Below are 25339 nucleotides of genomic sequence, written 5' to 3'. Positions count from 1 at the left end.
TCTCTTTCTTTATTTCGTATCAAGCTTCTATTGTCAATCATGGTTCTCCACCCGGATAATGGGCCGGTAGAAGTCATAATCTCCGTTTAGTTCCTTGTCCTCCTGCACTTCCGGCTTACAGTGGGGCGAACAGGGTAGGAAACCGAGAAATGGGCCCAGCCCGCCGCAGATATTGCACCCGCCGTCACCGCCGCAGGTGGTAAGTCTATCAGCCTGCACCACTTCCCGCATATAGGGGTCGTAGGCGATGGACAGGCCGAAGAAGTTGGGTTCCTCCATATCATAGGGCCGGTTCTCATCCTCATCCATGTCCTCAAACCAGCGTAGACGCATGGAGTAGTCTAACCCATCTCCCCATGGGAACAGGGTCCGACATCCGCCGCCACACAGGTAGGCCCACTCGTCCGCCGTGGGCAGGGAGAAGCCCCTGTTTTCCAGCATGGCAAGAAGCGCATCGTAGTCTGTGTGGTTATAGATACAGATCTGAAAGCCCTTTTCCGTCCGCTCAATGCGGGCCGACTGATGCAAGGTAAGACTGCTGCTGTCACTCCAGGCAAAATCACGGAATTCCTTCAGCCAGTCAGGGTGGACAGTCAGTCTGGGATCATCCATTTTGACTGGCTCCCAGTTAATTTCCTCCAGCTCCCGGCCCACCAGCATGGGTCCAATGGCCGCCTGCCGAACAGGAGCCATGCTTTCCCGAATCATCTCCTCCGGGTCCCGCTCCATTTCCCATTCTCGGAACAGATACTCCAATTCCTCCCGGCTCTCCTGATTCAGTCCCACGGCAAACTGCTCCCAGCCCAGGGTGACGGTATCGCCGGGGACAAAGACGAACTCCCGGCCATCTTTCTCGAAGATGCCGGTGGTGTAGCTCTGGCCCCAACGGTCAAAGGTATGTAGACCGAGAAAGGTCATATCATAACGATCAGCCAAGCTTTCCATCAGCGTTTGCTTCTCGGTTGTATCCATTTGATTGAATTGGGGACGGGACAGTTTTTCGTTCATGGCAAGTCCTCCTTCGATTCGTTTTGCGTGTTCCAGCAGATAGCTCCGACCATCCTGCTTGGCCCGTTCCAAGTATTGTGGAAGCAGGTCGGAATGGATGGCGTCCAGTGAGACCAGAACGGCGATCCGCTGGTATTCCGGAAGTTCAGGAGAGTAACAGTTGCGCTCCCAGAACAGCGGAGCGAACTGCTCCACACAGTCAGGACGCAGAGCGGGCATCGCCAAAAGTGCCCGCCGGCTTACATATTCATTGGGGTCCTTTGCGAAGTCCAGGATCATGTCTTTGACTTCCTGGCTGCACGGACATTCTGACAGATATGCGGCAAACTGCCACTTGGCCTCACTCTCATTGGAGGCTGCGGCCCTGCGGCAGAGGCGCTCGAACCATTGGGGATGGGAAGTGGTCTCCTGTATAAACCCCTCCGCTTCGTTGTCCCTGGCGATCAGATAGACCATCTCATCCAGTAGGACGCTGTCTGCTGTTTCTGCATCCATTTGGGTCAACACATGGCAAAAGGCATCAAATATATCATTCCACGCAGGGTAATCGACCTCCCATGCACCGCCGATCTCCTCGGTGGTTTTTCCGGGATAAGTGATTTCCTGCCACTGATGAAATTTTCCTACCTGCTCCAGCAGGCACTCCCTGATGTCCTTTGCCATACGCTTACCTCACAATTCTTTGCACAGGTTTCCCAGTTCCAATGCCTGTTCCACAAGGCCCAGGAGCAGGCTGGAAAAATTCTCGGCAATCTCCTCCAGATCGGCATAGTCACGGTTATAGCCCCGGACTCTGCCGCTCTCCAAGTCGATAAATACGATACTCCCGTCACCCAAGCCTCCGATTGGAAAGGTGGGGCCGTGGTCATATTCGCTCATGTAATCCTCATAAGCCTCTTGAAAAATCGGGTAGGCTTCTTCCAACTCTTTCAGTGTGAAGATCCACGGCTCCGCCAAATAGCAGCCGCCGAAGTTCAAAAGCAGCCAGCGGTACTCTGCTGGGATGGGAGTATACCTGCTTTCAAATCGTTTCACAGCATCCTCCGGTTCTGGGCGGGTACCCTTTGTGAAGGCACTTGCTTCATAAGCGGCCTTGATTTTGTCACGGTATCCCTCCAATTTTCTTACCTGCATCATGTTCACCTCTGATTTCTCCCGTTCGGCAGTCCGCGATTTCTTTTCTACAAAGCGAACTGCCTCTGTCAACAGCGCGGGAAGCTGATTTCCGTCTGCCGTTTCATACCGCTTGACTGGATGCGTCCAATCAAAATTATGAATGATAGAAATGATGTATCTGTCCTGATACCAGCCCATATCCAACAAAAATCCGTTTGGATATTCCACTTGCAGCATATCTTCTTTTTGTGTGTCATCCAAAAAGGTGACTGTTCCAGTGCCAAAATCCACCTTGCGCCACGCTTGAACCATCGTTTGTCCTCCTACAGCCGATCCAGATTCTCTTGCAAATCGCCCTGCATCAAGTGCTGGGCAATGGCTTGGTTCAGTGCCTTATATGAGTGATAGGCTGCCTGCTCTACATCGTGCAGGCACTCCTCCATCAGTGCCTCCGGAGAAATGCCTTCCCGTTTGCCATAAAGATGGCCGAAGGCATAGCACACGGACTTGAGAAAGCCGAAAATGTAGTCGTGATTTCCACGCATACTGGGCAGGTCATTGAACGAGCCCATGCCGCCATAAGCCCGAAGGTGGTGGGCGACCTCCCGCCGCTGGGTCCAGTCCTCAATATCCCGTTCCAGCCAGTCAATCCAGTTTTGGAACTCTGGATGGTCTGCCAGAAGGATGGAGCGCAGACAGGTCAGAGCTTCGGTATAAATATCTGTCTGTTTCATCCAATTTCTCCCGTCCCCTTTAATTCTTCATTATAGGCGTGGCTCTCCCAGATGGCCTCAAATTCCGCCTGCTCTATGATGCAGGCGTGGAATTCCTCGCCCCAGACATGGGCGTTCAACTCCTCCACAGTGGGGATCGGCGTAATCTCGATGGCACCGTCGTAAAGGTCAGGGTTGTTGTGGGTGCGGCCATCTGCAAAAATGTCGATGGAGCGATGGGCCAGCCGCTCATTTTCGGTATCCACTTCATAGAGGATGACCGCTGGTTCACCCTCCGGTGCGCCCTCCCAAAAGAGCTTGATGTACTCGATCTTGCCAAGATAAGTCCGCATCGCTTTTTCATCGGCACAGGCTACTCGGATCATTTTTGCCAGCAGCATCAGGTCATCGATGTATTGGGAGTACACGCAGAACACATCTTCGTCGGAGTCGAAGTGAAACAGATCCACGCCGCTGTTGTTTTCCTCGAACTCCTGGATCACGCCCCGGACAAGCCGCTCCCAATCCTCGCTGCTGCCGATCAGTCCCAGCCGTCGGAATTCCTCTGTCCGGAATCCGTCACTGATTTTCAGCAGAAGGGAGATCGCATAGGGGTGGTGGGGAATGAGAAAGAATGGCGCGATCTGCTCCGGCTTCGCCCAAATTTTGAAGGGCGGGCGCGGGTCAGGTATCCAGGGCAAGATTTCCCATTCGTCCTCCGGTCGGTTTCCGTATTGGCAAAGGTCTTTCATAGTGTTCTCCTCATTCGATGTCGTTTCGTTCTTCTTTTACATCCAGTGGAGCACCGTCCAGAGATGTGATCTGTGACAGTTCTGTTTCAGTCAGATTCTTCAGGAAAATGCAGTATTCGTCCGGGTGGCCTCCCACAAATTCCATTTTAGGCATTCCGATCTGCTGTGGGTCGGTGATCCACAGGCAAGGCTCTCCTGTTGCCCAAAACCGAGTCAGAGTAAGAATTTGGCCGTTGTAAATCACTTTCTGTTCCATCTTCATTTCTCCTGCATTTGCCTCAGTAGCTTCACGATCCGCTCCCGGTTCTTTGCGGTTTTCATAAAGGTGGGGAGATGGTCGGCCTGGGTCATTTTCGCTCTTCCCGGCGGCTTTTCCCGCAGGTCGGCGCTGAGATAGCCGATCAGATAGGCAAGATGTTCTCGGTTGAGTGCCCATACAGGTTTTCCCTGAAATGAAGTCAAAAACCATAGTTCCAACCCGAAATAAGGTTCTCGTCCATCCCTGATTTCGCCAATATATGAAAACGCCTCCGCTGTTTTATGGACTTCTCCCGGCATGGTTGTCCCACAATAGGGGCAGGCCACATGGAGAACGGAAAAGTGCTGCCTTTCCTCATCTTCAATATCCACCCGGTAGTACCTGCCGCAGTTTTTGCACTGGTTATGGACATCGTAGCGGTAGATCGTCCGATCACGGGCCACCTGATGGCCGCAGCTCAGGCAGCGGAAATAGGCATTATCCTCATCCGCGGTCACCACGCCCGTGCCATGACACTTGGGGCATTTCACCTGAATGCCGGAGGTGAGGGCGTCGTATGCACTGTATGTAAAGTAGGGTTCATCAACAATTCGGCTCATACGCCCACACGCTCCTTTCAAGAAATTGCTTTCACAGCCGAAATCGGAATGGTTTCAAATCCTTTGCTTTGATTGTCAGATCCGCAACGATCTTTTGCAGGAATTTTACCTGTTCCAGATACTCCGCAGGCGCGTGGATCTGCTCCAGATAGCCTATATAGCGGATGATCTGATCCAGTGCCCGTTTCCTGTATTTTGCGATTTCCCCCAAATGGGAATAACTGCGGCCTGCCACATAGCTTGGAACATCTATGTTCCGAATGGTTTCTATATCAAGCGACCCGTGCTCCTCTTTCTCAGATTGAATGGTGGACAGCATATCTTCCGCAGAAAAACGGATGCCGCGCTCGCAGAGAAACCGCAGTTCATCAAACAGGTGGTTCGCCACAAAGTGTTCAGCCAAGGGCTCAAAAATTACATCATCCTGATACCAGCCTCCGTGGGCGCAGGAGATCAGTTCACGGTAACGCTTTTCTGTGATCCACTGGCGCAGTATCTCTTTGATCCCGCGCATCCATGCGTCCAGCCGGGCCTTTGTTTCTTCGGGGCTATCGTTGGCTGTCCCATAGCAGGGCAGACCATTGTCTTTCAGCCACTTGGTTACTTCTTTGCTGAATTTTGTGTAGCTCAATGTGACACCCCTTTCAAAAATCCCTCAACTGCTCAAACTTCTCCATCAGGGCATCCTTCTGGAGCGTGCCATCCGGCAGGGCATCCAGGATACCCCGCAGAGCCATGTAAATTTCATCCCGCTCCTCGGTTTCGATAAAGCCCATCTTGTTGAAAGTCTGGGTGTAGGCTGTCACCGCATCCATCGCCTGGGCCTGGGCGTCCTCGCCCGGTTCAGTGGCCAGCTTCATCAGCAGGGAGCGAGTCTTGCGGTATTGGTTGGCTGCTTTTTTTGCAGCGGCGGCAGGGATATGCTCCGCGCCGTCCCAGCCCCGGAAGGGGTTGTCCAGGTTTTGCGCCAGCCACTCCGGTTTCCGGGGCTTGGTGATCCGCAGATCCATTCCCGGCTTGCTTTTCCAGAGCTGCTTTGCCGCTTTTGCCGCATCTTCCGGCAGGCTGGTCATCCAGAACCAGCGAAGCTCCGGCATCTGCTCCGGGGTGGGGATGTCGTCCGCCCCGAAGCCGAACAGATCAAAGGTGGAGAGGTTCGTCAGTTCCCGGAACGCTCCCACAGCGGAGAAGTTTTGCAGGTTTCCCGGCGCGCCCCAGAGCCGCAGCTCCTTCAGATGGGGATGGACAGCAGCCAGCCCGGTCAGATCAAAGTCCTTCAGCTCGATGCCATGCAGCCCCCGTAAGTTCGGCAGTTCCGTGTGCGGGCAGTATTCCCCGATAAATTGGAGGGTCAAGCCGCTGCCATCTTCGGGGGCATGGATGGTACAGGCGTCCAGCCCCTTGTTCTGGAACAGGAGCTGCTCCGTTCCCTCACACAGCCATAGCTCCTCCAGCCCGGTCATGTCCAGCATCAGCTTTCTGATGCTGGTGCCCCGCAGATCAAGTGTCCTCTGACCGTGGTTCAGCAGGGTCAGCTCACTGATAAAGGGATTCCCCCTCAGAAATTCCAGCAGATCCGGGTGCCACCGCTGGCAGATGAGTTCGGAGAGGCAGGGCAGAGCCTTTAGTTCCAGTGCCGAATCGAATGGTGCGTACTGGTCCATCACCCGATGGCTGCTGACCTTCACCGGGATACCGCCGATCTCCGTTTTCTCTTCGCTCTCCATGGCCTCCTTGAAGGCCCGCCGCCGTTCCTCCGGAATGGCCTGCCACCGGATCTGGAGGTACACATCATAGCCGTCACTCCAGCCTCCATAGGAGCGGCAGGGCTGGTCGGTGAAGGGCGGCAGTGTGCCAACCAGCGTGTACTGGGGCGGGACCTCCAACGGCACCCGCAGCAGGTGGAGGTCGCGGGACCAGTACATGAAGTCCTTGTAGAGCGGGCGGAGATGGGGCAGTTCCTCCGCAGTCAGAGGGGCGTCGCCCACCCAATCCAGAGAGAGGACCACCGCCCAAGATTCTTTGCTCACCGTGTCCGGCGGCGCAATATAGGCCACCTGGCAGGCGGTGTAGCGTTTCAGATATTGGTTATAGACTGTATAGACCTCTCCGGCGTTGGCTTTCATGGCGCTCTCCTTTGTTCTGTCACATTTTTAATCCTGCTCTCGATAACTGGCTTCAATGTCGATGAAGCGCACATACACGGCGCAGACTTCGCCCTTTGCGTCATAGCCGAAGTAGACGGGATAGTAACCGTCACCCCAGCCAGAGGAGAAGATGGGCAGGTTGCAGTCCGTGTCCGGCACGGTCCAGTTGAGCCAGTCGCCGCAGTCCCCCTGATATTTGGGGTGGGCTTGGGCGTTTTCCTCCAGTAAGTCGCAGAACAGGTCGTTGTAGGGGTCGATGTCCGGGTCCTCCTCCAGCCGCTTGGCCCAGTATGTTTTGAAAGCCGCCTGGGTCTGGATGTCTGCAATACACCCCATTCCGGCATCTACGCCGAAACCGAAGTAGTCATCATCTCCCAGTGCCGCGTCCAGATTCTCGTTGCCCACCATGCCCAGCTCATAGCGGACAGGCTTTTCCCGGCTGACCTCCACCTTGACGCAGGCGTAGCGGTCGCCGTATTGTTCGCTGGGCACCACGCAGATTTTCACGGGATAAGTTCCGGCGGGGATCGTTTGAAGGAAGGGCAGAGTGTCCTCCAGCTCCACCAGCGGATCACAGGCGAAGATTTGCCCGGTGGGGAAATGGACGGTGCCGATGTCCAGCACATCCACCGCCATATTCCCAATCACTTTTTCTGTAAAATGGGCCTCCAAGTCAACTTTGCAGGTCAGTTTATCCTTGATGGATTCGTATTTGTTCAGCCATTCGGTCGTAGGCATATCAGTTTCCTCCTGTTGATTCAGTTTCTTGATGTACACACTCTCCGAGCCGTCCCAATAGCAGTTCACACACCGGCCATCCTGAAAATGATGGTCACAATTCGGGTAGCCATAGAGAATATGGGCACATTCCGGGCACAGCCCCATCATCTGTGAGGAGCCTTTGAAAAACAGGCTGCCGCACTCATCACAAAGGGCCAGTTCTTTTTCTGCCATAGGGCTCACCAGTCCCGTTCCCGGATGGCCTCCTCAGTGTCAATGGGGATGCCAAACCACTCCAGAATGTAGGCCACGGTTGCCGCAATACATTCCCGCGCCACCGTTTCGATCTCGCTGTCGTTCTCGTCAAATTCCTCCTGAAGATCGTTGATGCCGCAGACCGCCTCGTCCAGCGTTTCCTGCACCGCATCGGTGTCGGTTTCGCCGCTCTCCAACAGGTCGATGACCTTCTGAAGCTCGTCCTTTACCTTGTTCACCAGAAAAGCAGGATAGTAATCGTCCTGATACATTTCGTCCAGCAGTTTGTAATTCGGGTCAAATGCTTTCATCGTGATTTCTCCTTTCTCATTCAAACATCAAACCGTATGATTCAGTCAGGCTTCCATCGTCCTCGTGAAATATACACTGGTACACAGGCTCACGCTGGGTTGCTTTGCGGAACCGCTCCAGAACCGGAGCCAGCGGCTCACCAGTAGGGATACCGAGGGCATCAGACACCCGTTGCAAACTGTCCATATCCATATCTTCCAAGTTACAGTTGCGCTGCCTCTGCCCATACTCCTCCAGTGTTTTGGAATCTACATACTGCTTTGTGTCACAGCAGTCGTGCCAGCAGATACAGCTCACAAGCAGGGAAAAAAGGTCATCCATGCTCTCGGCCAGACGGCCTGCCTCCCCTTCGCTGCTGTAATAGCCGATGGAGCCATCTTCCAACAGGTGGTATTCTCCGCCGGAGCCATCTCTGGCAAAGGCCATACCGGGTAGGGAGAAGGTGCATCGGCCTTCTGCGTCATCCCGCGGGGACAACTCATCCAGCAGGAAGAAGTCAAACAGCGAATCAAATTCATCCGCCAAATCAGGCTTTTCATGCAGTATTTTCAAATAATCCATAGCTGTTTTCCTCCGTTTACGGTTCTTGGGTCATTTTGCGCAGCTGTTCCAGCCACTGTGTTTCTTCCATTATCTCATCATTTTGGTAAAAATGGTCTTTATCGCGGGCCAGATGATCGGCAAGTAGAGCCGCGTCCACAGGAGTGCAAACTGTAAAACTGTCCCGATCCGCGCCCTTGATCTCCCGGTTGAGGTAGTACACCCGCCTGGCATCGCGGGAATACCAGTGACTGAGCAATTCCCATGCGGTCAGATCCGCTTTTGAGAGTTGCTTCCCGTAGGCATAGATCCGTTTCTCATCCCTGGCAAAATAGGTATCACCCAACGAGCGGAAAGAGGAGACCTCCGCGCCCTTGATGATCTTCACCTTGCCGTCCCCGTTGTGGAAGTAGACCTGCCGGCTGTCCTTTGCATATCCCTGGGGCGCGCCTGAATCGTTCTGGCCCTTGTCCAACACCTGGAAGGCTGCCAGCTCTGCATCTGGGATTCTCCCGCTGGTGGTGTAGACGGCTGTTTTGTCCATCGCATAGGCATAGTTTAACACCCGAAACGATGCCGGATCTGCTCCACGAAGGCGAATCCCGCCAAGAAAGCAGGCCGTAGAGGATTTGCCCCAGTAATGCCAGCAGCAAAAGTCTTTGGGCGCAACACCTTTGAGCAGACCGTTTTCATATAAGCCGGAGAAATAGACCGCTCCATCTTGAAAGAAAAACTCATTGTCCACCGGCTCTGTGTTGGTGATTGGTTGCAGCGTTTCTTCGTGCTCGGCTGTGATGCTCAACTCGATCTCATCGTCGCTGTAAACTAAGTAGAGCCCATGAGGGGCTTTTCTATCGAAATGCAGTTCAATGTCACAATATTTGAGTATCAAAGGCTTTCCGCCGCTTCTCATGGTGGAAACGGCATCGGGCTTGCCAAATACCTCCATGATCTCATCCTGTGACATTCCGAATTTCAGCGGTGAAATGTCCCACGGATTCTGCAATATTTGATTGCGCCAAATCGTAAAGTCCTGTTTCATAGTTTTCCGTCCAGTGCCTCCACTGTTTTCATGGCAGCGGAATCAAATTTGTACTGCCGCAGTTCCCGTTCGATCAGGGCAAACACATCCGGAAAGCACTCGATCTCATCCTGGTACTCATATTTCGCATACAGTTTCCCGTACTCGGAGATCCAGACCTCCGCCGGGTAGTAGTAGCCGATATGACCGATGGGCTGGCACTTCTGACCGGCAGCCTGTTCGATCTCCGCCAGCTCACAGCCGGACATATCCCGGAAATAGGCTCCTCCAAATGGTTTTTGATCCCGTTGACCAGGTAGGGAAACAAAGCAAATTGAAAGTCCGCTGCCCAGTTCATCTTTTTCTGTTCCAAGTACCACTCGCAGCACAGGCCGAAATACTTGCGGTAAAACCGCTGAGTGGTCTTCATCATCGGGACGCCATGATTGGCGTAATACTGCTCCGCAATGGAAATATCCACACTGCGGCCTTCGTACCATCCGGCGTACTCCATCAGCTGCTTGACCTTGCTTTTGAGATCGCCGGAGATGGGGATGCGTTCTTTGATCACTCGAATCCTCTCCTGTCGGCTGCGAATTAAAGTTCATTTGGATATCCGATCTTATCAAGGCCCGTCTTGATTTCTTCCCATTCGCTGCGTTTCGGGTTCAGCGCAGCGACCAGTTCTTTTGTCACCGGAACCCCATCAGCAAGCTGGCGCACAGCCTCCAAAGGCAGGTCTGCTGGGTAAAACCACTTCCCGTAATCCACATAGCTCTGTGGATTACCATCAATCGTGGAGAGCAGATCTTTGGATGCGTCCTCGCCGTCCATGGGATTGCAGTGCCAGGTGGTGCCATCTTCCGTCCAGACGCAGAAGGTGCTTTTCATCTTTTTGACTTCACGGCTGCCCATGAGCTTTTGCAACGCAGGGGGCATCCCATCCGTCAGGTATTCGATACGGGGAAGTTTTTCCTCCCAGTCGTAGAGTTCGGAATCCACACCGTTGATTACACAGCCTTCCGGCGCAAACATGACGATCATGCTCTGGTCACTGCCATCAGTGGCAAAGAATGCCTCTTTGCCTTTTCGCCATGCGGGGTTGTATGTATAGTGGCGGATGAAGCTCCATTCCTCCTCCACCATGATGATGTCCAGAGTTGCCAGCCCTTTGCAGAAGTTTTTCAGGCGCTCCGCATTGGGAAGGCCAGATAAATCTTTTGTGGAAATCATGTGGTTATCCTCCTGTCTTTCGTCACCACAGTCGGTCAATCTGGGTATATATCTTATTAGGCTCTCTGTCCGTAAAACTGGTCAATGAGTCAGTGGGTTCTGTAAGCGGCATTACATTCAAAATATCCAGTACATAATACCAGATTCCTGTATCCCAGTCCCGGAACCGCCCATTGCAGACAGCTCTCCCATACTCACCGGGAGCCAAATCCAATGCCAGCTCATTGAGAGGCTGTTTCTGCCCGGTCTTATCGTAGGTATATCGCTCCGGCATCGCACCGATGTGCCAATCATTGCGGTAACGCACATGGATTCCGGACTCCTGCTGAATCAGTTCAAAAGGGTGAAGTCGCATTGTGCCATTCGGCTTCCACTCCATCAGCCTGCGACAGTCCCTATCGATCTGAAATCCATCGGGCCTCTGTATGATAGATGCAAAGTGAGTAGGCAGACCAAAAGGATAATAGGAGAAGAAGTCTTTAGGCAGCCGCATGGCTCTGGGATACTGGTTCCGCTGTGCGGCCGCATTTCCGCCTCGGCAGTCTTTATACCATTGCAGGCGGATCTGCTGGATCAGAAGTGTGGGCAGATATTTTTCTCTTTTTTGTTCCTCAGCTTTCATGGGTAATACAGAAAATCTCCTGGTTTAAGTCAAAGTAGATTACCATCAGCTCGTCGGTGATCTCCGGGTTGAAGGACAAATCCATGATGAACACTTGTTGATCCATCTCGTCATCCACCAGACTACCAAACCGCTTGAGCTTCAAAAAGTCCACCATCTCGGCAAAGGACAGCTTGGCCGGGTCGGTTCCCGGAAACAGTTCCGCCGCAATATCCGGGCCTACATCGTCCCGGTGGAACTCCATGAAAAATGTCACAACGCTATGGTAGCGGCTGTCCTCGTCCGCCAGCGCCGCTTTGATGGCGGTTTTGGCCTTCTCCGCCAATTTCTCCGCCTCATCCAGCATTTTTCCCACCGCATCCATGGCAGCAGGATCGCCGGTCAGTTCTTCCTCTACATCGAAGAGAAAGGGTAGTCCCGATTCCTCGGGAAAGTTGAAGATTTCCTCGCCGGGTATATATGTAAAATCAATGCGTTTACAGTTCAGTTTCATAATGTTATCCTCCTTACCCCTCAATGTTGGCAGTTTTGAGGCCCTTTTTCAAAGAGCCGTAGACCGTCACCGCATGGTCGGTGAAGATCTCGTCGCAGTCAAACCAGGCGGTGAAGCTGCCGCCGGAGGTGACGGACAGGCTGGTCATACTGATCCGCCGGGCAAGTTCTTCCTCTGTGATGGGGTCGGTTTCCGGGTTGCGGGGATTTTCCTCATCCTGGGAGAGCCAGTTGTTGGCCAGCTCGGTCAGGTTCTTGGCTGCAAGGTCCCGCATGGCCTTATCCCAAGTTTCACAGTCGGCCAGCAGCTTCTTGGCGGCGCTGCGGGCGCGGGTCCAGGATGGCTTGCTCTCAGCATTGACCTCCAGAGAAAGGCTCACATCCTTTCCGCACCACTGGATTTCGCCCTCGAAGGCATCATAGTCCTTGTCCAGTGTCAGTTCTCCCAGCACCTGGTCCTGGATCACCACCGGCTTGTGGTACTCGTCCAGAACGGCCTGGAGTTCCGGGCAGTCCTCGTGGGCCTTGACCACCTGGGAGATACACCAGGGCTGCACCACCAGATCCTTTGCCCATTCTTCCTTCATCCGGCGGATCTTCAGGCGGCAGATCTGCTCCTTGCCAAAGCGTCCCCAGCCCTTTTCGCCGTTACGCTCCTCCTCGGTGACCGGCCAATCCAGCCGCTCCTCTTTGGTGCTGACCTTGCCGGTGTCACAAAACACTATGCCCAGCGTCACAACGGTCATTTCCCAAAAGTTGCCTTTCCAGTTAAATCCGCCCCCAATGCAGCGATTGATCAGAGCGACCACTTCCTGCTCCTCGGGCTCGTACATCTCATAGAATTCTTCAAACATTGCGTATCCTCCTTTACAGCAGTTTCAGCACTGCGGCGGCAGGCCCGGCAAACTCCTCCGAAACCTGCTCCAATATATCCCGGTAGGCCAGCACCGCCTGCCAGGAATAGTAATAGAAGCTGTAAAATAGGTCATCCGGGAAAACCTCGTCCTCCTCGTAGCGCATCTCATCTTCTTCCTCGTCGTATTCCTCCGACCACAGGTATTCTTCCTTCAGCAGATCGGAGAACAGCGGCAGCGCCTCGGCGTGCTCCATCTCGTCCCCGTCGTGGAAGCACTGGAGGATGCAGGAGAAGAAGTCCAGCAGCTCCCCGGCCAGGAAATGGGCTGCGGGGTTCTGCCCGCTGTCTGCGAGGGCCTTCTCCAGAATTCGGCTCAGGAACACCATACCAAAGGGGGTGGCGTGCCAAAGGGTACTCTGGTGCTCCATGTTGGTGGTGAGCTCGTAGAGGGACTCTTTGACGGACGCCAAATCACGCATCTGCTCCAGCACTGTCAGGTGTGCGGGAAAATCCGTCCCCCGGCCATAGGCGGTGGTGAGCCGGTGCCACGGGACATCCGTGACCTTGAGATGGGTGATATAGGTTCTGTTTTCTTCTGTCATGTTGTTGCCACCTTATCCCGTTATCTGGCTGCGGTACTCCTTCTCCAGAGCGGTGTACCACCGTTGCAGCATGGTTTCCAGACTGGTTTTTCCTTTGCGATCTGTAAAAACAAGGAACTTTTGCAGCAGTCTGGGGAACAGATATTTGCCCGCTTCTGTCAGGTCCTGATTGAGATAGACCATCCGCAGGATACGGCCCTGCCGGTCCAGAGGGTTCTTTTTCAGCAGTTCCTTTTCAAAGCAGAAGCGCAGGAATACCACATTCTCGTCATAGAAGTCCTCCACCACAGCCGCGCCAATGCTGGTGTAGGTGATGTCGTACACCAAACGGCTCCAGTCAAATTTCTCAGCATAGAGCAGTTTCAGCGCCTTCGCCCAGTGTTCCTCCGGGATTACCAGCATCCTGTGCTGGGCGGTACTGGAGTAGCCACGGTAGACGGGTTCCGGCTGCCCCAGCAGCTCACTCACGCTGTCGGCGTAGACGAAGCACAGCTCCTCATCGAACAGGCCGCCGATGAAGTTGCCGTTGCAGTACAGCATATAATTCTTGGACTTCGCCGGAGAATAAGAGAGGCTGTATTCCTGCGAGTCCAGGCTTTTATGTACCTTGTTCAGAAAGTCTATTGATGTCATGGCTTTACTCCTCAAACTCACCCTCGATCATCCCGTTCAGATACCGGCCGGGATCTGCGATGAAGTCATCCCATTTGGCCAGAGGGTGGAATTCCTCATGCTCGATGTCCAGATACCACAGCTTTTTGTCCCTGGGGCTCCACAGCAGCAGATAGTCGCTGTAGTTGTCCATCTGCACCATCAGGGAGAGCAGCTTCTTCCGTTTCCAGGTCATCTCCTGCACATCCATGAAGGAGTAGAGCTCCGCCCACTTCACCCATTCCTGATCCGGGAACTCCAGCCGCAGGGGGCCGGTCTTCAAGTATTCCACCAGCTTGGCGGGCAGCTTGTAGGGCATGAGCTGCCGGATCTTTTCCTGCTCGTTGTGCCATTCCTCCGGCTCCAGGGCTTTCAGGTAGTCGGCCAGCTCTTGATTTTTGTTCTGCACCGCCACGGTGTAAGGCCGGTCGCCGTATTTGTCAGCAATGGTGATGTCGGCTCCTTGCTCAATGAGCCAGCGCACCATAGGGAAATTGTTGGAGCGGGCGGCCTCGGTGACAGGGGTGGAGGCGTAAGGGAACACCATGTCCGGCTTGTGATAATTGATGTCTGCCCCTTTTTCCAGAAGCAGCCGGGCAAGTTTGGTATTGCCCTCGGACACAGCGGCCCGGAATGCCTCGCCGCCAAACTTCTCCACTGTAATCCCGGCTTGCTCCAGCACCTGGATATTCTCCGGGCGCTTGCCCCAGCGCACCTCCTGGAAGGCCCGCTCTTTCTGCTTCGAGCTGAGCTTTGCGGCCTGTCCAGCAAAGAGCGCCACCACCTCCGGCCCACAACAGCGGGCGGCGGTGAGCAGCAGGGGCTGTTCCTCTGCCAGACTGGAATCAGCTCCATGCTCCAGCAGGAAGTGGATCATAGGCACATCGTTCCGAAAAACCGCAATCTCCAATGGCATCAGCTTGATGTATTCGCTGAGCTGGATGGGAACATCTAAATCCAGACCGCCTTGAAGCAGCGCCTCCAGCTTGGGCGTGTCATGGTCACAGATGGCGGCAGCCGTTTCCGGGAGGGTCTCCCAGCGGCCAATATATGCAATTTGGTACATAAGGCACCTACTTTCGTTGTTGTTTCACTTGATAGGGAACGGTCCGGCCCAGCACCCGGCCTTTGCCAACGGCATTGGCTCCCTCATAGATTAAAAATTCCGCATTGTTTTCCAGCGGAGCATAGTCAATGGTATCTGGATAGAGGGGCTGGGCATTTCCCAAGGCCGGTGTATCAAATGTACACTCGGTTCCGTCCAGAAAGCATACACCCAGATATTCCGTAGTTCCAATAACCACAAAATGGGGACAATACTTTCCACTGACCAGGCTGGGTGGTATTTTTCGTTTGCCGCTCCAGAAGATGACCTCCACATGAAGCGCCGCCCGGTTTTCATCTGTTCCAATCATGCCGCATTCTCCTTTTATCCCACAATGGTGGTTTCCTGGATAGCCAGATTATCGTAATCCATGGCGATCAGCTTTTCAGCGGCCTGTGGGGTACACATGAACCAGGTGCTCACGCCCCAGGCATCCATCCTTGTGACGGTGAAGAAGTCGGTTTCGGCGGGAGAGGGATTTCTGGCGTCAAGATAGCGGTCAGAATAGAGGTAGACCAGATCCACCTCCCGGTCCGGTAGCCACTTGGCCCGGCGCGCACGGGGCTTTCCGTTTTTCAGAGTCTTTTCTCTGGGGTTCTCAAACCACGCCAGTTCCTTGAGCTTCAGACCGGTAAAGGTATCCATGAGCCGCTGGGCGATCTCCCGGTGGGTAAATACTCCGCAGTCCCAGGAGCCTATCAGCCATGTCTGTATAAAGTCGCCCACCTTGCTGCCAGGAGCAGGCGGCCCGTAGACGCTCTCATCCGCCCACATGACCTCTATCTTTTCACATTGATCTGGCCGAGGACAGGACTGCTTGTTGCCATAGCGGTACATGATATTTACATAGCCATAATCTTCGCCGGTTCGGTCATGGCCGACGACTTCTATTTTATAAGCAGTGATTGACATTGCAGTTCCACCTCCTGAGCCAGCACAAAACTTATGCCAATTCCGCGTCCAAAATCTGGACTGGTTTTCCTTTCTCGTTCACATAGTAAAGGGCAATATAGTCGATGCCGTCCCGCTTGACTTGCTCCCAGGGCATCCGCTCGCCGTTGATCAGTTCCACAGTATCCGACTCATCCGGTTCGAAGTCTTCTTTTTCGTCCTCATAGTCGATGTTGTACCCCAGCTCCAGCACCAACTTGGAGGCAGGGATCTCATATTGCTTGAGGGGACGGTGTTCCAATTCAGATGGATCGTGTTCATCGCAGAACAGATGGTCGTAGCCATGCCGTCCACCGTCAAAGATAACGAACTCCTCACCGCTCTCTGGGTCACGGGCTGCCACCAGTCCGGGGGCCTCATCGCTATCTACAATATAGGATTGGGGCTCTCCCTTCACAGTGAGCAGATCTCCGTAATACCAAACTTCCAGCAGTTCATTGCCGGCGGTGGAACAGAGTGTCACGGTAGGCAAACGCTTTTCCGCCCACTCTTTCACATGGCCGGTGAGCCAGGTGGGATATTTCTCAGTCATCATAGTCTTTCTCCTTCTATTTCAATTTCAGCACAAATCCCCAGATACTCACCACAATCAGGAGGACACCCAACAGAAAGAAAACCACACGCCGGTATCCTCTGCTGTGTCGATGGGCATCTCGCGTACCAGTGGGGTCGCAGAGCCAGTTCCAGTTGCGGATCGCTCCAATTAAAATCACGGCTCCGATGAGCACCGATGCAATGTGCCAATGCTCTTGCAAAAATGCTGTGGTCTGTTCGCTGTTCATTCTACTTCCTCCTCACGCAAATACCTGCTGGTATTTCTCTTTTCATACTGTGCGACTTTTTTAGGTCTGCTGGTGCTGCATGGACACGATATGACAGTCCGGGCAGAATTCCACATAGAGCGTGCCCTCCGCACAGTCAAACACCATATCCCACTGGATTTGGGCCAGATACTTCATGGGCTTGCCGCAGTGAGGACAGGTCGTATATTCCGCGTCCTGCACCCAATTGGCAAAGCCGCCGATGGTATTCACATCCTGGCAGGCCGCACCGTAAAACAGGGACACAGGCGCTTCGCCCAGCACAAAGGGATTTTCCGTGAGGGCCTTGTACTCCTCGGGACTGACATAGCAATCCGTCTTCTCCGCGCCGTCAAATAGCTCAGAGGGAAAGACCTCCACGCCGCCATCCAGGGTAAACCGGTTGAAGGCGGGGCCTTTGAGGAATCCCACGCAGCTGGGGCAGCAGGTGGCAGTCAGGATACCATCCAACCCCAGAAATTTCAGACGCTCATCCCGGCCGTCCAGCACCAATATATCCACCATCCGCCCGCCGCAGTGGGGACAGGTGTCCTCCCGTGCTCGGCCAATGCGGACGGGAGATTTCTCGCCAGTGGTTCCCTTGACCATAGGATAGCAGGTATCGAAGCCCAGTCGGATTCTCTGGCCCTCCTTGTCGAAGGTCCAGCCTCCGATCTGCGCATAGCTGGATGGATCTACATAGAGACCCTTACGCCAGGGCCGGGGATTTCGCTCCAGCTCCAGCAGAGTCTCCATTGCCTTGTCATCTCCTTGCATAGCAAGGCAACTCATCAGGTTGGAGGCCGCGCTGGAATATTCTGCGGACAACAGCGCATGGATCAGACCATCCCGCACATCGGCGGGAGCATGATAATAGATCTCACAGGGCCAGAACACCTCTGCGGCCAGTGCCACTCGCTGAATCTCCGGGGTGATGGCATCATGGTAGCCAAGCAGCTGCCAAAAGTCGGCGAACTCTGGGTCCTCCATATCAGCCAGCCTCTGGATGTTCTGTATCAAGTTTCTTTGTTTTTCGACAATTTGTTCCGGCATCCAGGCCAGAGCAGCTTGCCGTTCTTGCTCGCACTTACATTTCCAACACAATCCCTCATAACCCAATGGGGTTCCACAGCTGGGGCAGGTATATTTCAGACTCATGTTCTCATACTCCTTTCAGGCAATAAAAAAGCCCCACGCCGCACTGTCATAAAGACAGGCTGACGCAGGACATGAAGAAGCCGCGTTGAAGGAGCCGCATCCACCAGCAGATGTAGTTTCTTCAACAACCAAAATATTTTTTTCGTATCTTAAAGCAGCAAATTGCTGTCCAATATATTTGTTCATAGCGGCACCATTTGTTCTGAGCGTAGTTTTATATCTTATTATATCACAGCACCCCTTCAATGAAAATATTTTGTTGGAAATGCTAATGAAAAATTTTTGTGAATTTGTTAAGGCGCAGGGGCTGTTATCTCCATAGTGTCTGGATGGATCAGAGTGATTACTTTTCCCTGATGCAAGGCATAGTTGACTGTCTGTGCTGTACCTGAGCGCAGCTTTTTCTGATTATCAAACACACCGATGATGTACTCTGCATGATCGACCATATAATAATTTCTTTTTTTATAACTGGAAACATCCGCAGAATGTGAAATAACAATAGAATCGTTTGAGTTTTGGATCAGCTTTTTCAATCTATGTTTACTCTGATCCGGCCATTTAGAGTCATAGCCGATGAAGGGAACTACAACGATAATTTTAATATCCTCGTATCCTGTTTGTGCTCTCAATGTCAGCAGCTGTTCTCCAGCCCACATATCTACACCAAGAGCACCGCCGACAAAAAAAGTACGGACAAATTTCTCGTCATGGAGTATGCGAAACTGCTCCAGGAGACATTCTTTCAGCTTTTGGCATAGAGGATCTTCCTCATTATATCCAAAGCAAAATCTTGTTGGTCTGTGGCCGGTAATGGCACAGGCATACTGATTCATACAAATCACCCTTGATAACTGCCTTGATTACGCATATAAAGCAAAAATAACGCAAATAATAATGCGTATAAAGGTTATATTACAAAATTATAACACAACACATACGAAGTATCAAGAATTGCTTTCTGCTATGCTAAAAGAGCAGAGAGGTGAGCGTATGGACGAAGAATTTATCCGCAATCGAATCACAGAATTACGATTGAAAAAAGGCGTTTCAGAATATCAGATGAGCATGGAGTTAGGGCAGAACAGAAGCTATATTCAGGCGATTTCTTCCGGGCGTTCTATGCCGTCTATGAAGCAGTTTCTCAACATCTGTGAGTATTTTGAAATCACACCGCTTCAATTTTTTGATGCACAGGAAAATAACCCTCAGCTTATCAAGAAGGCTTTGGACGGAATGAGAAAGATGTCAGATGACGATTTGATTATGCTGATTGGTTTTATAAATCGCTTAAACACAGAAAACTAATGATAGGAGGCAGTAAGCGTCCCATCATTAGTTTTTTTATTTTATGCGCAGCATATTGTGGCAAGCAATGCTTGTGGCTATCCATTTCGCCACAAACTGCTTGTTGAGGGCAGTGCCCCCAAGCCCCTTTGAACACAGAATTTCATTCTGTGGCTGCGCGTTCTGCGAACGCTTTTGACCAGGACCAGCTTATCGCTGGCCGTGGTCTTTTTCTTTTTCAACATCCTGTTCTACCTCCATTTTCAGCACCCGATCCACATTGGCCTTTGCAGTTAAAAGCTCCCGCATTTCCTCACGAGAACGCCGGTACTTGGCATAGGTCTTTTTCTTTTCTTCCAGCAATTTCGCATACTCCGTCTGCAACTCTTTGACCTTAGGCAGCTTCTTGACTCCCATTTCATCAAAGGCATTCTTGGCAGCCTGGTGGAGCAGAATTTCTTCCTCATGTTCTTCCCGGAATTTCTTAGAGTAGCCGGCCTTGCGGTATGCCACATAGACCTCACGGGTCTTGGCATAATTTACAATGTGAGTACGCAGAACAGCAATCTCTGCCATGCGCTTTTCAGCCGCTTTGATCTGCGCCGAAAGCTCATTGTGATGTGCCGTGGCAGCCGCAGCCTTTTCTTCTAAAATCGCATACTCCAACAGGTTATTCTCTGACAGGTAATTCATGGTCTGTGCCATTTGTTTCAGATTGAAAACCTTAGCCCATCGAGCATAGCCAGCACCTTTTCCTGCCTGCAATTTTGCCTGAATGTCCACCAGCAGATTGACCTTCGGCGGCTCTGCCTGTGCGACCACTTTCTTTCGTGGGGTATGTGCTTTCTTCCCGGAGAGAACCGCCTGCAAATCATCTAATCCATATCCTTCGCCCAGGCTGTCCATACGGGCGGCTTTCTCCCAACCGGGGAGCTTCAAGCGATATGATTTCCCGCGTTTTGATACTTCACAGCCGGACTCTTGCAGCAGCTTCAGCAACGCCTCAAAGTCAGTAGGACTTTGTGATAATGCGTTGTCAATCGCTACACGCAGCAGCTCTCGGTGAGAGGGCTTTGCCTGATCGCCCAGCCACTTGTTATAGCTCTTTCCGTGAGGTTTCGGATTCTCCACAATGGACAGTCCGTTTTCGACGCAGATGGTGTCACTTAACTGTCGGACTGCCTTGGTGCTGCCCCAAAAGTTTCGGAATTTCCGGTCATATTCTAAGCTGACCGATGACCAGATAATGTGATTGTGAATGTGCGACTTGTCTATGTGAGTGCAGACCACAAAGGCATGATTACCCTTGGTAAAGCGCTTGGCAAATTCTACGCCCAGCCGGTTGGCTTCTTCCGGAGTGATCTCACCGGGGCAGAAAGACTGGCGCACATGATAGGCAATCACATCGTCCGCACCTCGCACTCGTCCGGTCGCGGCAAGGTACTGTCGCTTTGCCAGAAGGAACTCTGCATCCGCAGTCCGACTGTCACACGCATAGCCGGTAATGAGCCTGCCGTTATCTGTTTTTTGGGGATTGGCCACATAGTCGATGATGTCACTGATCGCCCGACTTTCTGTGCGGCCCTTGCCGACATGAAGCGGCATGATTCTCGTGGTTGCCATAGGTCAGACCTCCTTCCCGAAAAGAAAACGGCCTGCCATAGCAGACCGCTTTCACTATTCTATAAAACTTTCTTCATCGAAAAAATTGAACTCATCATCTTCTAAGTGTCTTGGTGGAAATCTCATTTCATATTGCTCTTGCGCCAATGCACGGACATCAGGCCGCCTATCCTTTAGTCGATTTTTCAGCCAGGACAACTGCTCTTTCGATAGCCTCCATGGAAGATTCAAAAGACGATTCAGTGTCATCAGTTCAGCCTGCTTTTCTGCTGGTAGCGAAGCACAGGATTTACAAATGTGGGATGCATGACCTTTGCCTGAAAATTTTTCGTTGGCTTTGTATTCACAACAAACTTTACAATAGTGTCCATGCTTTTTCATAAGCTGATGCCCTTCTCGCAAAGAACATATAACCTGCGAATTGCTTTCATAATCACATCCCATTCCAAATCAGAAGCATAAGAAAACTTTTTACGGTATGCCTCCCAAAGTTTTTGCATAACCGAATCATTTTCCACTTCGTCAAAAACTTCTTCAGCCTGGTTAAGATACTTCTCCGATCCCCGTTTATGAGCAGTTGCCAGAAGCGCATCATGTAAAATTTTCGGGTTCAGCGTGGTTCCATGCAGCTGTTCTAAAATGTAAATATCGTAGAAATCTCTCATGCGGGTATTGGTTGTGGTTCTGGTAATAATGGTTTCCAGTTTTTCTGCCAGCACAGTTTCTAAATTATAAGCCCAAATATCAATGGAGCGATCTTCCAGCATAAGTTTGAATGAATACCGAACCTCTCTTGGAGTGATTGCATCTCCCGTAGAAATATCAATTTTCAAAGGGGTCACTACACCATCGAATGTTGTACTCATGCTGACACGAATCCCCGGATACTCTGCTTCATCCATAATCTCCGAAATACTTTTCAGCTGAAATTTAACACCATCATCAATCGGAACAGTTACGATTGATGAAATTAGATTCTCAATATCCTCCACATTAACATTAGCTCCTTTTATGGTTGCATCCAAATCCATCGTAGAGCGGGCATCCAATCCAACCATAGCCGCTACCAACATACCACCCTTTAAGATAAACTTATCACGATACTCAGAAAGAGAAATACGCTCCAAAAAACGCTCCATCATGTAGTTCCTCATTAAAATCTGAGCATCTGCGGATTTTTCTCTGGAAAGGTTTCGTATTAAATCTTTAAGCTGCCTTGCTGTTTTTATCATAAAAGTACCTCCAAATACTGTCGTAAAATTTTTTCCACCTTGAACATCCCGGCATATTGCATTAAAGCTCGCAGGTTCTTATCTTTTCTACGGGCATACGCTTTCAGTGCTCCCTGAAAGGTCTGAATTTCAATTCTGCTACGGCTTCTGAGCAAATCACAGATCGTTCGCTCCATATCATAAACCGGCACAGTATGCCCGAACGGAGTTTTCGCTGTTGTAAGTCCTACATCATGTAAGTCTGCTTTAATCGTAAAAACTTGAATGCCTTCTGCTTTCATTTTGCTTGGATTGCATCCAGTTTTGACCGTAACTGTATATTCTATTGGTTCACGGTCTGTCAGATCGTGAAAAAATAAAGCTGTTTCATGTGAAAATACTGCTTGTTCAAATCGCAAATGAAGCAGATACATGGCATCCACCCAGGAATCTTTGGACAGATAAATCCCATGTGCAACTCTATCCAAATCTCGTGAACGCACATAATCATAAAATACCGGCTTTGAAATTCCAGAGGATACGACCTGTGATGTTCGCAGCATTCCTTCTTGTGCTGTTAGCATCTGATCCAGCTGTTCAAATTGTCCCATCATGTCACTTCCTTTCGTACTAATATTATATTCAATATTAGTTCAAAAGTAAAGTCGTGGATATATAGTTTCTCTTTCCAAATTTAACAGACGGTGTTTGGCATTTTGTGGCTTTGCGTATTTTTTATCCATAAACCCAATCCTGAATGGCAAATTTCAAACTCTGCACCTTACCCATCAGCCAGATTGCAGCCAACGGCAGCCCCATAGGGCTAATCAAAAATGCCATAACCAGCAAAATCACACCATTTTGCGGGGAATAGGTAATAAGCACAGCCACGCCAAGCAGAGCAATTACAGTGCTGAGCAGACCAAGCACCAGACCGGATATGTAGATCAGCCCCGTGCAGAGCCAGACAAAAAGCGTCAGCACCAAAATGACCGGTGCAGTTATAATCATCAAAAGCCCTTTCAAAATCTTCATGTCATTTCCTCCTTGCAGCGTTCTTGGTATCTTTTCTAATCATATTATCCGGCATGGGCAGGCAAAAGACAAGGATACCGATAAAAAGAAAAAGCGGAGAGAGGAGCAGCGAAGTAATGCCGTTCCTCCCTCCGCAAATGGAGTATCTATCCCTGTTATAAAAGTTCGGAAAGCTGGGTAAGGATTTCCTCTACGCCCTCCCATAACTGTTCCTGCCGCTGGGATATATCCTCCAAGTCAGCATCATAAACCCGCCCAGTCTCATGCACTTTACGGGTCAGCTGGTTTAAGTTGTTGCTGTTTCGGCGCATCAGGGAAACAAGCTCCTTCAGCTCCGGCAGCTCCAGCTTGACTACATACCCATCCAGCGCCATTTTTCTTAGATAGGCTTCACGGTTGGAGGTTCCAAACTGAGACATTTTTTGCTCAATCACAGCAAGCTCCTCCGCTGAAACTCTAAAGTTTAATTGCATATCCCGCTTACGCTTTGCCATGGTTATCTCTCCGGTCCCTGTTTCTTCGGGGCGGCAGGCTTATGGGCAGGCAGTTCCTGCTTGAGCTTATCCCGTACAGAGGGGCGGGACGGTTGTATCTTTTCTCCCTGAGTACGGCTGCGCTGCTGTTCTTCTCGCACCAGATCAATAAAGCCATCCAGCACAGCAGGGTGGCTGTTTAAGGCATAACCACAACGGACGGTTTCGGTATTATCGTTAGGAATGGTCTTGGCCCATTCTTTGTTGCGTCGGGAGTAACGCCCATCCCAGTCCTGAAGCTGGACCGTGTTAGACAGAACCATGGACACACGCTCCATGCCATAGGTCTCGATCACACCCTTTGCCGCATCGTGGCTGAGATACATTCCGTCGAAGTGCTCCCGCACCGCCGCTTCAATAGATTCCTTGCATTGGCGATTTACATTGTTGGAAGCTCGGTACTGCTCCAGCTCCCCATGTTCTCTCGCATAGGCAGCTGAATGGGGATAGATCGGTGTTGTTCGCAGTTCCTCTTTAGCTCTGCACACATCGTCGGCACGGTTCTCAATGCTGTCCCGGATCACATCCATGTGACCGGTCTCCAGCTTTTCAAAGTAGCGGTACACATCCGCCAGCGGCGAAGAAGATTCCAAAAGTGCCTTGGCCTGGGCGTCGGTCAGCTCCAGCTCCTCCATTGCCATCACAATATCCTCACGGACAGTATATTCATAGGTGTGGTGCAGGATTTCTTCCGGGGGGCGGCTTTTCAGCCAGTCCCTGTATTTTTCCTGCTCAGCAGCCATCTTTTCATAAAGAGCCGTATTCAGATCGTTGGTATTCATGTTATCGCACCTCCTCATGCTGTTTTGGTTTCTTGTCTGTACTGCGGGGCGGCACCGGGCGTTTCAGATGATCCAGCACCGAAGGCCGTGTGCTTTTGGCAACAACAGCCTCGGCGTGTGCCTGTCCCTTTCCGTCGATGTTGAGCAAAGTATCCAGCTCCACCAGACGGGCGTTTTTGCTTCTCAGTTCTTCTTCATAAAGGAATGGCTTTCCGACTTCCTCCTTTGCCGCAGCCTGCTGCTGATAGAGGTTATCCAGCTGGGCCTTTGCCGCCTCTAGACGCTGAGGCATCTGGGCGAGGGCATTGTCGATACGGGTAAGATTTCCGCGAGGGTCTGTACCAAGGGTTGCCCGGTGGGTCATCTGTCCTTTTAGCAGGAGCGTATATTCCTGTTTCCAAGCGGAAAATTCCACAGACATGGCATAGCCCCGGTAGCTGCCGATCTGCACCGGATCGGAGGTTTTGACCTCCTTGCAGGCATCCAAAAGGGCAGCACCGGCGTTCTCCTTATCGGTCAGCAGATCTCCACGAATCTCCATACCGGCAAAGCCGTCCTCCGGGTGCGGGTGAGCTGCCAAAACCTCCAGGTCAGATTCAAAGCCTTTGATAAAGCCCTTGTGCTTTTCAATCTCCTCCGGGAAATATTTGAGCAACTGATCCTCCAAGCGGTACTGCTTACTCTGGTGGTCGGCTTTCATCAGCTTCAGGCGGGATACCTCCACATCCAGATCCATACGCTCTTTGATACGGGGGTCTCCGGCGCACAGAGCCTTGATCTCGGCAAAGGAAAGCGCCGTTTCATCCACATCATCGCAGGAGCGCACCGGCGATTTAGAAGTCATGATCTGGCTGATGAATTTCTGCTTATTTTCCACGGTCTGGTCGGGTAAGAGATGGACATTGCTGCCCATCCCTCCCCTAAGAACCGTACGTGAGAGTTTCCCCTCATACGGC

Annotated in this window: 34 protein-coding genes and 2 pseudogenes; 1 reads left to right on the top strand and 35 read right to left on the bottom strand. The window is 51.8% G+C overall.

Annotation, left to right across the window (positions count from 1 at the left end):
• Positions 1-33 precede the first annotated feature (33 nt).
• The 27 genes and pseudogenes from ACESSZ_RS07860 to ACESSZ_RS07730 all read right to left on the bottom strand — a co-directional run bounded on the left by ACESSZ_RS07860 (position 34) and on the right by ACESSZ_RS07730 (position 18748).
• Positions 34-1008, bottom strand: coding sequence for a hypothetical protein (locus ACESSZ_RS07860; protein ID WP_038286094.1), 975 nt, complete (start codon positions 1006-1008; stop codon positions 34-36).
• A gap of 672 nt (positions 1009-1680) precedes the next feature.
• Positions 1681-2436 (bottom strand): SMI1/KNR4 family protein, encoded by a 756-nt coding sequence (locus ACESSZ_RS07855; RefSeq protein WP_002569129.1) that lies wholly within the window; start codon positions 2434-2436, stop codon positions 1681-1683.
• 11 nt (positions 2437-2447) lie between these two features.
• The gene (locus tag ACESSZ_RS07850; RefSeq protein WP_002569130.1) at positions 2448-2858 is read right to left on the bottom strand and encodes a DUF6966 domain-containing protein; all 411 of its coding nucleotides are present in this window, start codon (positions 2856-2858) and stop codon (positions 2448-2450) included.
• Positions 2855-3589 (bottom strand): Imm51 family immunity protein, encoded by a 735-nt coding sequence (locus tag ACESSZ_RS07845; RefSeq protein WP_002569131.1) that lies wholly within the window; start codon positions 3587-3589, stop codon positions 2855-2857. Before ACESSZ_RS07845 ends, ACESSZ_RS07850 begins: the two co-directional genes overlap by 4 nt.
• Positions 3590-3599: 10 nt before the next feature.
• Positions 3600-3845 carry a hypothetical protein gene (locus ACESSZ_RS07840; RefSeq protein WP_002569132.1) on the bottom strand — a complete coding sequence of 82 codons (246 nt, stop codon included), beginning with the start codon at positions 3843-3845 and terminating at the stop codon, positions 3600-3602.
• Positions 3846-3847: 2 nt separating this feature from the next.
• The gene (locus ACESSZ_RS07835; RefSeq protein WP_002569133.1) at positions 3848-4447 is read right to left on the bottom strand and encodes a hypothetical protein; all 600 of its coding nucleotides are present in this window, start codon (positions 4445-4447) and stop codon (positions 3848-3850) included.
• A gap of 31 nt (positions 4448-4478) precedes the next feature.
• On the bottom strand, positions 4479-5078 hold the full coding sequence (locus ACESSZ_RS07830; protein ID WP_002569134.1) for a hypothetical protein: 600 nt from the start codon (positions 5076-5078) through the stop codon (positions 4479-4481).
• A gap of 13 nt (positions 5079-5091) precedes the next feature.
• Positions 5092-6573, bottom strand: a complete 1482-nt coding sequence (locus tag ACESSZ_RS07825) for a hypothetical protein (protein ID WP_002569135.1) — start codon at positions 6571-6573, stop codon at positions 5092-5094.
• 27 nt (positions 6574-6600) lie between these two features.
• Positions 6601-7548 (bottom strand): DUF4241 domain-containing protein, encoded by a 948-nt coding sequence (locus ACESSZ_RS07820; RefSeq protein ID WP_002569136.1) that lies wholly within the window; start codon positions 7546-7548, stop codon positions 6601-6603.
• A 5-nt stretch (positions 7549-7553) separates the two neighbouring features.
• Positions 7554-7880 (bottom strand): DUF5713 family protein, encoded by a 327-nt coding sequence (locus ACESSZ_RS07815; protein WP_002569137.1) that lies wholly within the window; start codon positions 7878-7880, stop codon positions 7554-7556.
• 16 nt (positions 7881-7896) lie between these two features.
• Entirely contained in the window at positions 7897-8442 is a 546-nt protein-coding gene (locus tag ACESSZ_RS07810; protein WP_002569138.1) for a hypothetical protein, read from the bottom strand.
• 16 nt (positions 8443-8458) lie between these two features.
• Positions 8459-9463, bottom strand: a complete 1005-nt coding sequence (locus ACESSZ_RS07805) for a DKNYY domain-containing protein (protein ID WP_002569139.1) — start codon at positions 9461-9463, stop codon at positions 8459-8461.
• Positions 9460-10013 (bottom strand): annotated as a pseudogene (locus tag ACESSZ_RS07800) (SUKH-3 domain-containing protein). The gene ACESSZ_RS07805 and the pseudogene ACESSZ_RS07800 overlap by 4 nt, the downstream one beginning before the upstream one ends.
• Positions 10014-10039: 26 nt before the next feature.
• Positions 10040-10675: a hypothetical protein gene (locus ACESSZ_RS07795; RefSeq protein ID WP_002592902.1), complete on the bottom strand. Its 636-nt coding sequence runs from the start codon at positions 10673-10675 to the stop codon at positions 10040-10042.
• Positions 10676-10697: 22 nt separating this feature from the next.
• Positions 10698-11168: a hypothetical protein gene (locus ACESSZ_RS07790; RefSeq protein ID WP_499842731.1), complete on the bottom strand. Its 471-nt coding sequence runs from the start codon at positions 11166-11168 to the stop codon at positions 10698-10700.
• A gap of 118 nt (positions 11169-11286) precedes the next feature.
• On the bottom strand, positions 11287-11790 hold the full coding sequence (locus ACESSZ_RS07785; protein WP_002569143.1) for a DUF2004 domain-containing protein: 504 nt from the start codon (positions 11788-11790) through the stop codon (positions 11287-11289).
• 13 nt (positions 11791-11803) lie between these two features.
• The gene (locus ACESSZ_RS07780; RefSeq protein ID WP_002569144.1) at positions 11804-12643 is read right to left on the bottom strand and encodes a DUF2262 domain-containing protein; all 840 of its coding nucleotides are present in this window, start codon (positions 12641-12643) and stop codon (positions 11804-11806) included.
• A 13-nt stretch (positions 12644-12656) separates the two neighbouring features.
• On the bottom strand, positions 12657-13247 hold the full coding sequence (locus tag ACESSZ_RS07775) for a hypothetical protein (RefSeq protein WP_002569145.1): 591 nt from the start codon (positions 13245-13247) through the stop codon (positions 12657-12659).
• Positions 13248-13259: 12 nt separating this feature from the next.
• A complete protein-coding gene (locus ACESSZ_RS07770) occupies positions 13260-13880 on the bottom strand; it encodes a hypothetical protein (protein ID WP_002569146.1) in 621 nt (206 codons plus the stop codon).
• A 4-nt stretch (positions 13881-13884) separates the two neighbouring features.
• Positions 13885-14964, bottom strand: a complete 1080-nt coding sequence (locus ACESSZ_RS07765) for an ankyrin repeat domain-containing protein (RefSeq protein WP_002569147.1) — start codon at positions 14962-14964, stop codon at positions 13885-13887.
• 7 nt (positions 14965-14971) lie between these two features.
• Positions 14972-15313, bottom strand: coding sequence for a hypothetical protein (locus tag ACESSZ_RS07760; protein ID WP_002569148.1), 342 nt, complete (start codon positions 15311-15313; stop codon positions 14972-14974).
• 14 nt (positions 15314-15327) lie between these two features.
• Positions 15328-15915, bottom strand: a complete 588-nt coding sequence (locus ACESSZ_RS07755; protein WP_002569149.1) for a hypothetical protein — start codon at positions 15913-15915, stop codon at positions 15328-15330.
• 31 nt (positions 15916-15946) lie between these two features.
• Complete coding sequence (locus tag ACESSZ_RS07750; protein WP_002569150.1) at positions 15947-16489, bottom strand: hypothetical protein; 543 nt, start codon at positions 16487-16489, stop codon at positions 15947-15949.
• A 13-nt stretch (positions 16490-16502) separates the two neighbouring features.
• Entirely contained in the window at positions 16503-16736 is a 234-nt protein-coding gene (locus tag ACESSZ_RS07745; protein ID WP_002569151.1) for an immunity 17 family protein, read from the bottom strand.
• Positions 16737-16796: 60 nt separating this feature from the next.
• Positions 16797-17912 carry a hypothetical protein gene (locus tag ACESSZ_RS07740; protein WP_499842730.1) on the bottom strand — a complete coding sequence of 372 codons (1116 nt, stop codon included), beginning with the start codon at positions 17910-17912 and terminating at the stop codon, positions 16797-16799.
• A 15-nt stretch (positions 17913-17927) separates the two neighbouring features.
• Positions 17928-18098: a hypothetical protein gene (locus ACESSZ_RS07735; RefSeq protein ID WP_008723379.1), complete on the bottom strand. Its 171-nt coding sequence runs from the start codon at positions 18096-18098 to the stop codon at positions 17928-17930.
• A 107-nt stretch (positions 18099-18205) separates the two neighbouring features.
• Complete coding sequence (locus ACESSZ_RS07730) at positions 18206-18748, bottom strand: SLOG family protein (protein ID WP_117623987.1); 543 nt, start codon at positions 18746-18748, stop codon at positions 18206-18208.
• A gap of 130 nt (positions 18749-18878) precedes the next feature.
• Between ACESSZ_RS07730 and ACESSZ_RS07725 the strand changes: the two genes are divergently transcribed.
• Positions 18879-19220: a helix-turn-helix domain-containing protein gene (locus tag ACESSZ_RS07725; protein ID WP_430537805.1), complete on the top strand. Its 342-nt coding sequence runs from the start codon at positions 18879-18881 to the stop codon at positions 19218-19220.
• Between the two features lie 189 nt (positions 19221-19409).
• Here the strand turns inward: ACESSZ_RS07725 and ACESSZ_RS07720 are convergent, their stop codons facing one another.
• The 8 genes and pseudogenes from ACESSZ_RS07720 to ACESSZ_RS07685 form a co-directional block, all read right to left on the bottom strand.
• Positions 19410-20822 (bottom strand): relaxase/mobilization nuclease domain-containing protein, encoded by a 1413-nt coding sequence (locus ACESSZ_RS07720; RefSeq protein ID WP_283676510.1) that lies wholly within the window; start codon positions 20820-20822, stop codon positions 19410-19412.
• A 54-nt stretch (positions 20823-20876) separates the two neighbouring features.
• The gene (locus ACESSZ_RS07715; RefSeq protein ID WP_499842729.1) at positions 20877-21203 is read right to left on the bottom strand and encodes a hypothetical protein; all 327 of its coding nucleotides are present in this window, start codon (positions 21201-21203) and stop codon (positions 20877-20879) included.
• Positions 21200-22054, bottom strand: a complete 855-nt coding sequence (locus ACESSZ_RS07710; protein ID WP_002595844.1) for a nucleotidyl transferase AbiEii/AbiGii toxin family protein — start codon at positions 22052-22054, stop codon at positions 21200-21202. Before ACESSZ_RS07710 ends, ACESSZ_RS07715 begins: the two co-directional genes overlap by 4 nt.
• A complete protein-coding gene (locus tag ACESSZ_RS07705; protein WP_425516120.1) occupies positions 22051-22644 on the bottom strand; it encodes a type IV toxin-antitoxin system AbiEi family antitoxin domain-containing protein in 594 nt (197 codons plus the stop codon). The genes ACESSZ_RS07710 and ACESSZ_RS07705 overlap by 4 nt, the downstream gene beginning before the upstream one ends.
• A 124-nt stretch (positions 22645-22768) precedes the next feature.
• Positions 22769-23068 (bottom strand): CD1845 family protein, encoded by a 300-nt coding sequence (locus ACESSZ_RS07700; RefSeq protein WP_008816745.1) that lies wholly within the window; start codon positions 23066-23068, stop codon positions 22769-22771.
• 155 nt (positions 23069-23223) lie between these two features.
• The gene (locus ACESSZ_RS07695) at positions 23224-23568 is read right to left on the bottom strand and encodes a plasmid mobilization protein (protein ID WP_024739418.1); all 345 of its coding nucleotides are present in this window, start codon (positions 23566-23568) and stop codon (positions 23224-23226) included.
• The gene (locus ACESSZ_RS07690) at positions 23565-24383 is read right to left on the bottom strand and encodes a DUF3848 domain-containing protein (protein ID WP_195481434.1); all 819 of its coding nucleotides are present in this window, start codon (positions 24381-24383) and stop codon (positions 23565-23567) included. The genes ACESSZ_RS07695 and ACESSZ_RS07690 overlap by 4 nt, the downstream gene beginning before the upstream one ends.
• Position 24384: 1 nt before the next feature.
• A pseudogene (locus ACESSZ_RS07685) lies at positions 24385-25339 on the bottom strand (SNF2-related protein); the annotation flags it as partial.

The organism is Eubacterium sp. 3_1_31, assembly GCF_964249515.1.
In the GTDB taxonomy this organism is placed as follows: domain Bacteria; phylum Bacillota_I; class Bacilli_A; order Erysipelotrichales; family Erysipelotrichaceae; genus Longicatena; species Longicatena caecimuris.
Note: the sequence above shows the minus strand (reverse complement) of the source record. Positions and strands in the feature narration are given on the sequence as shown.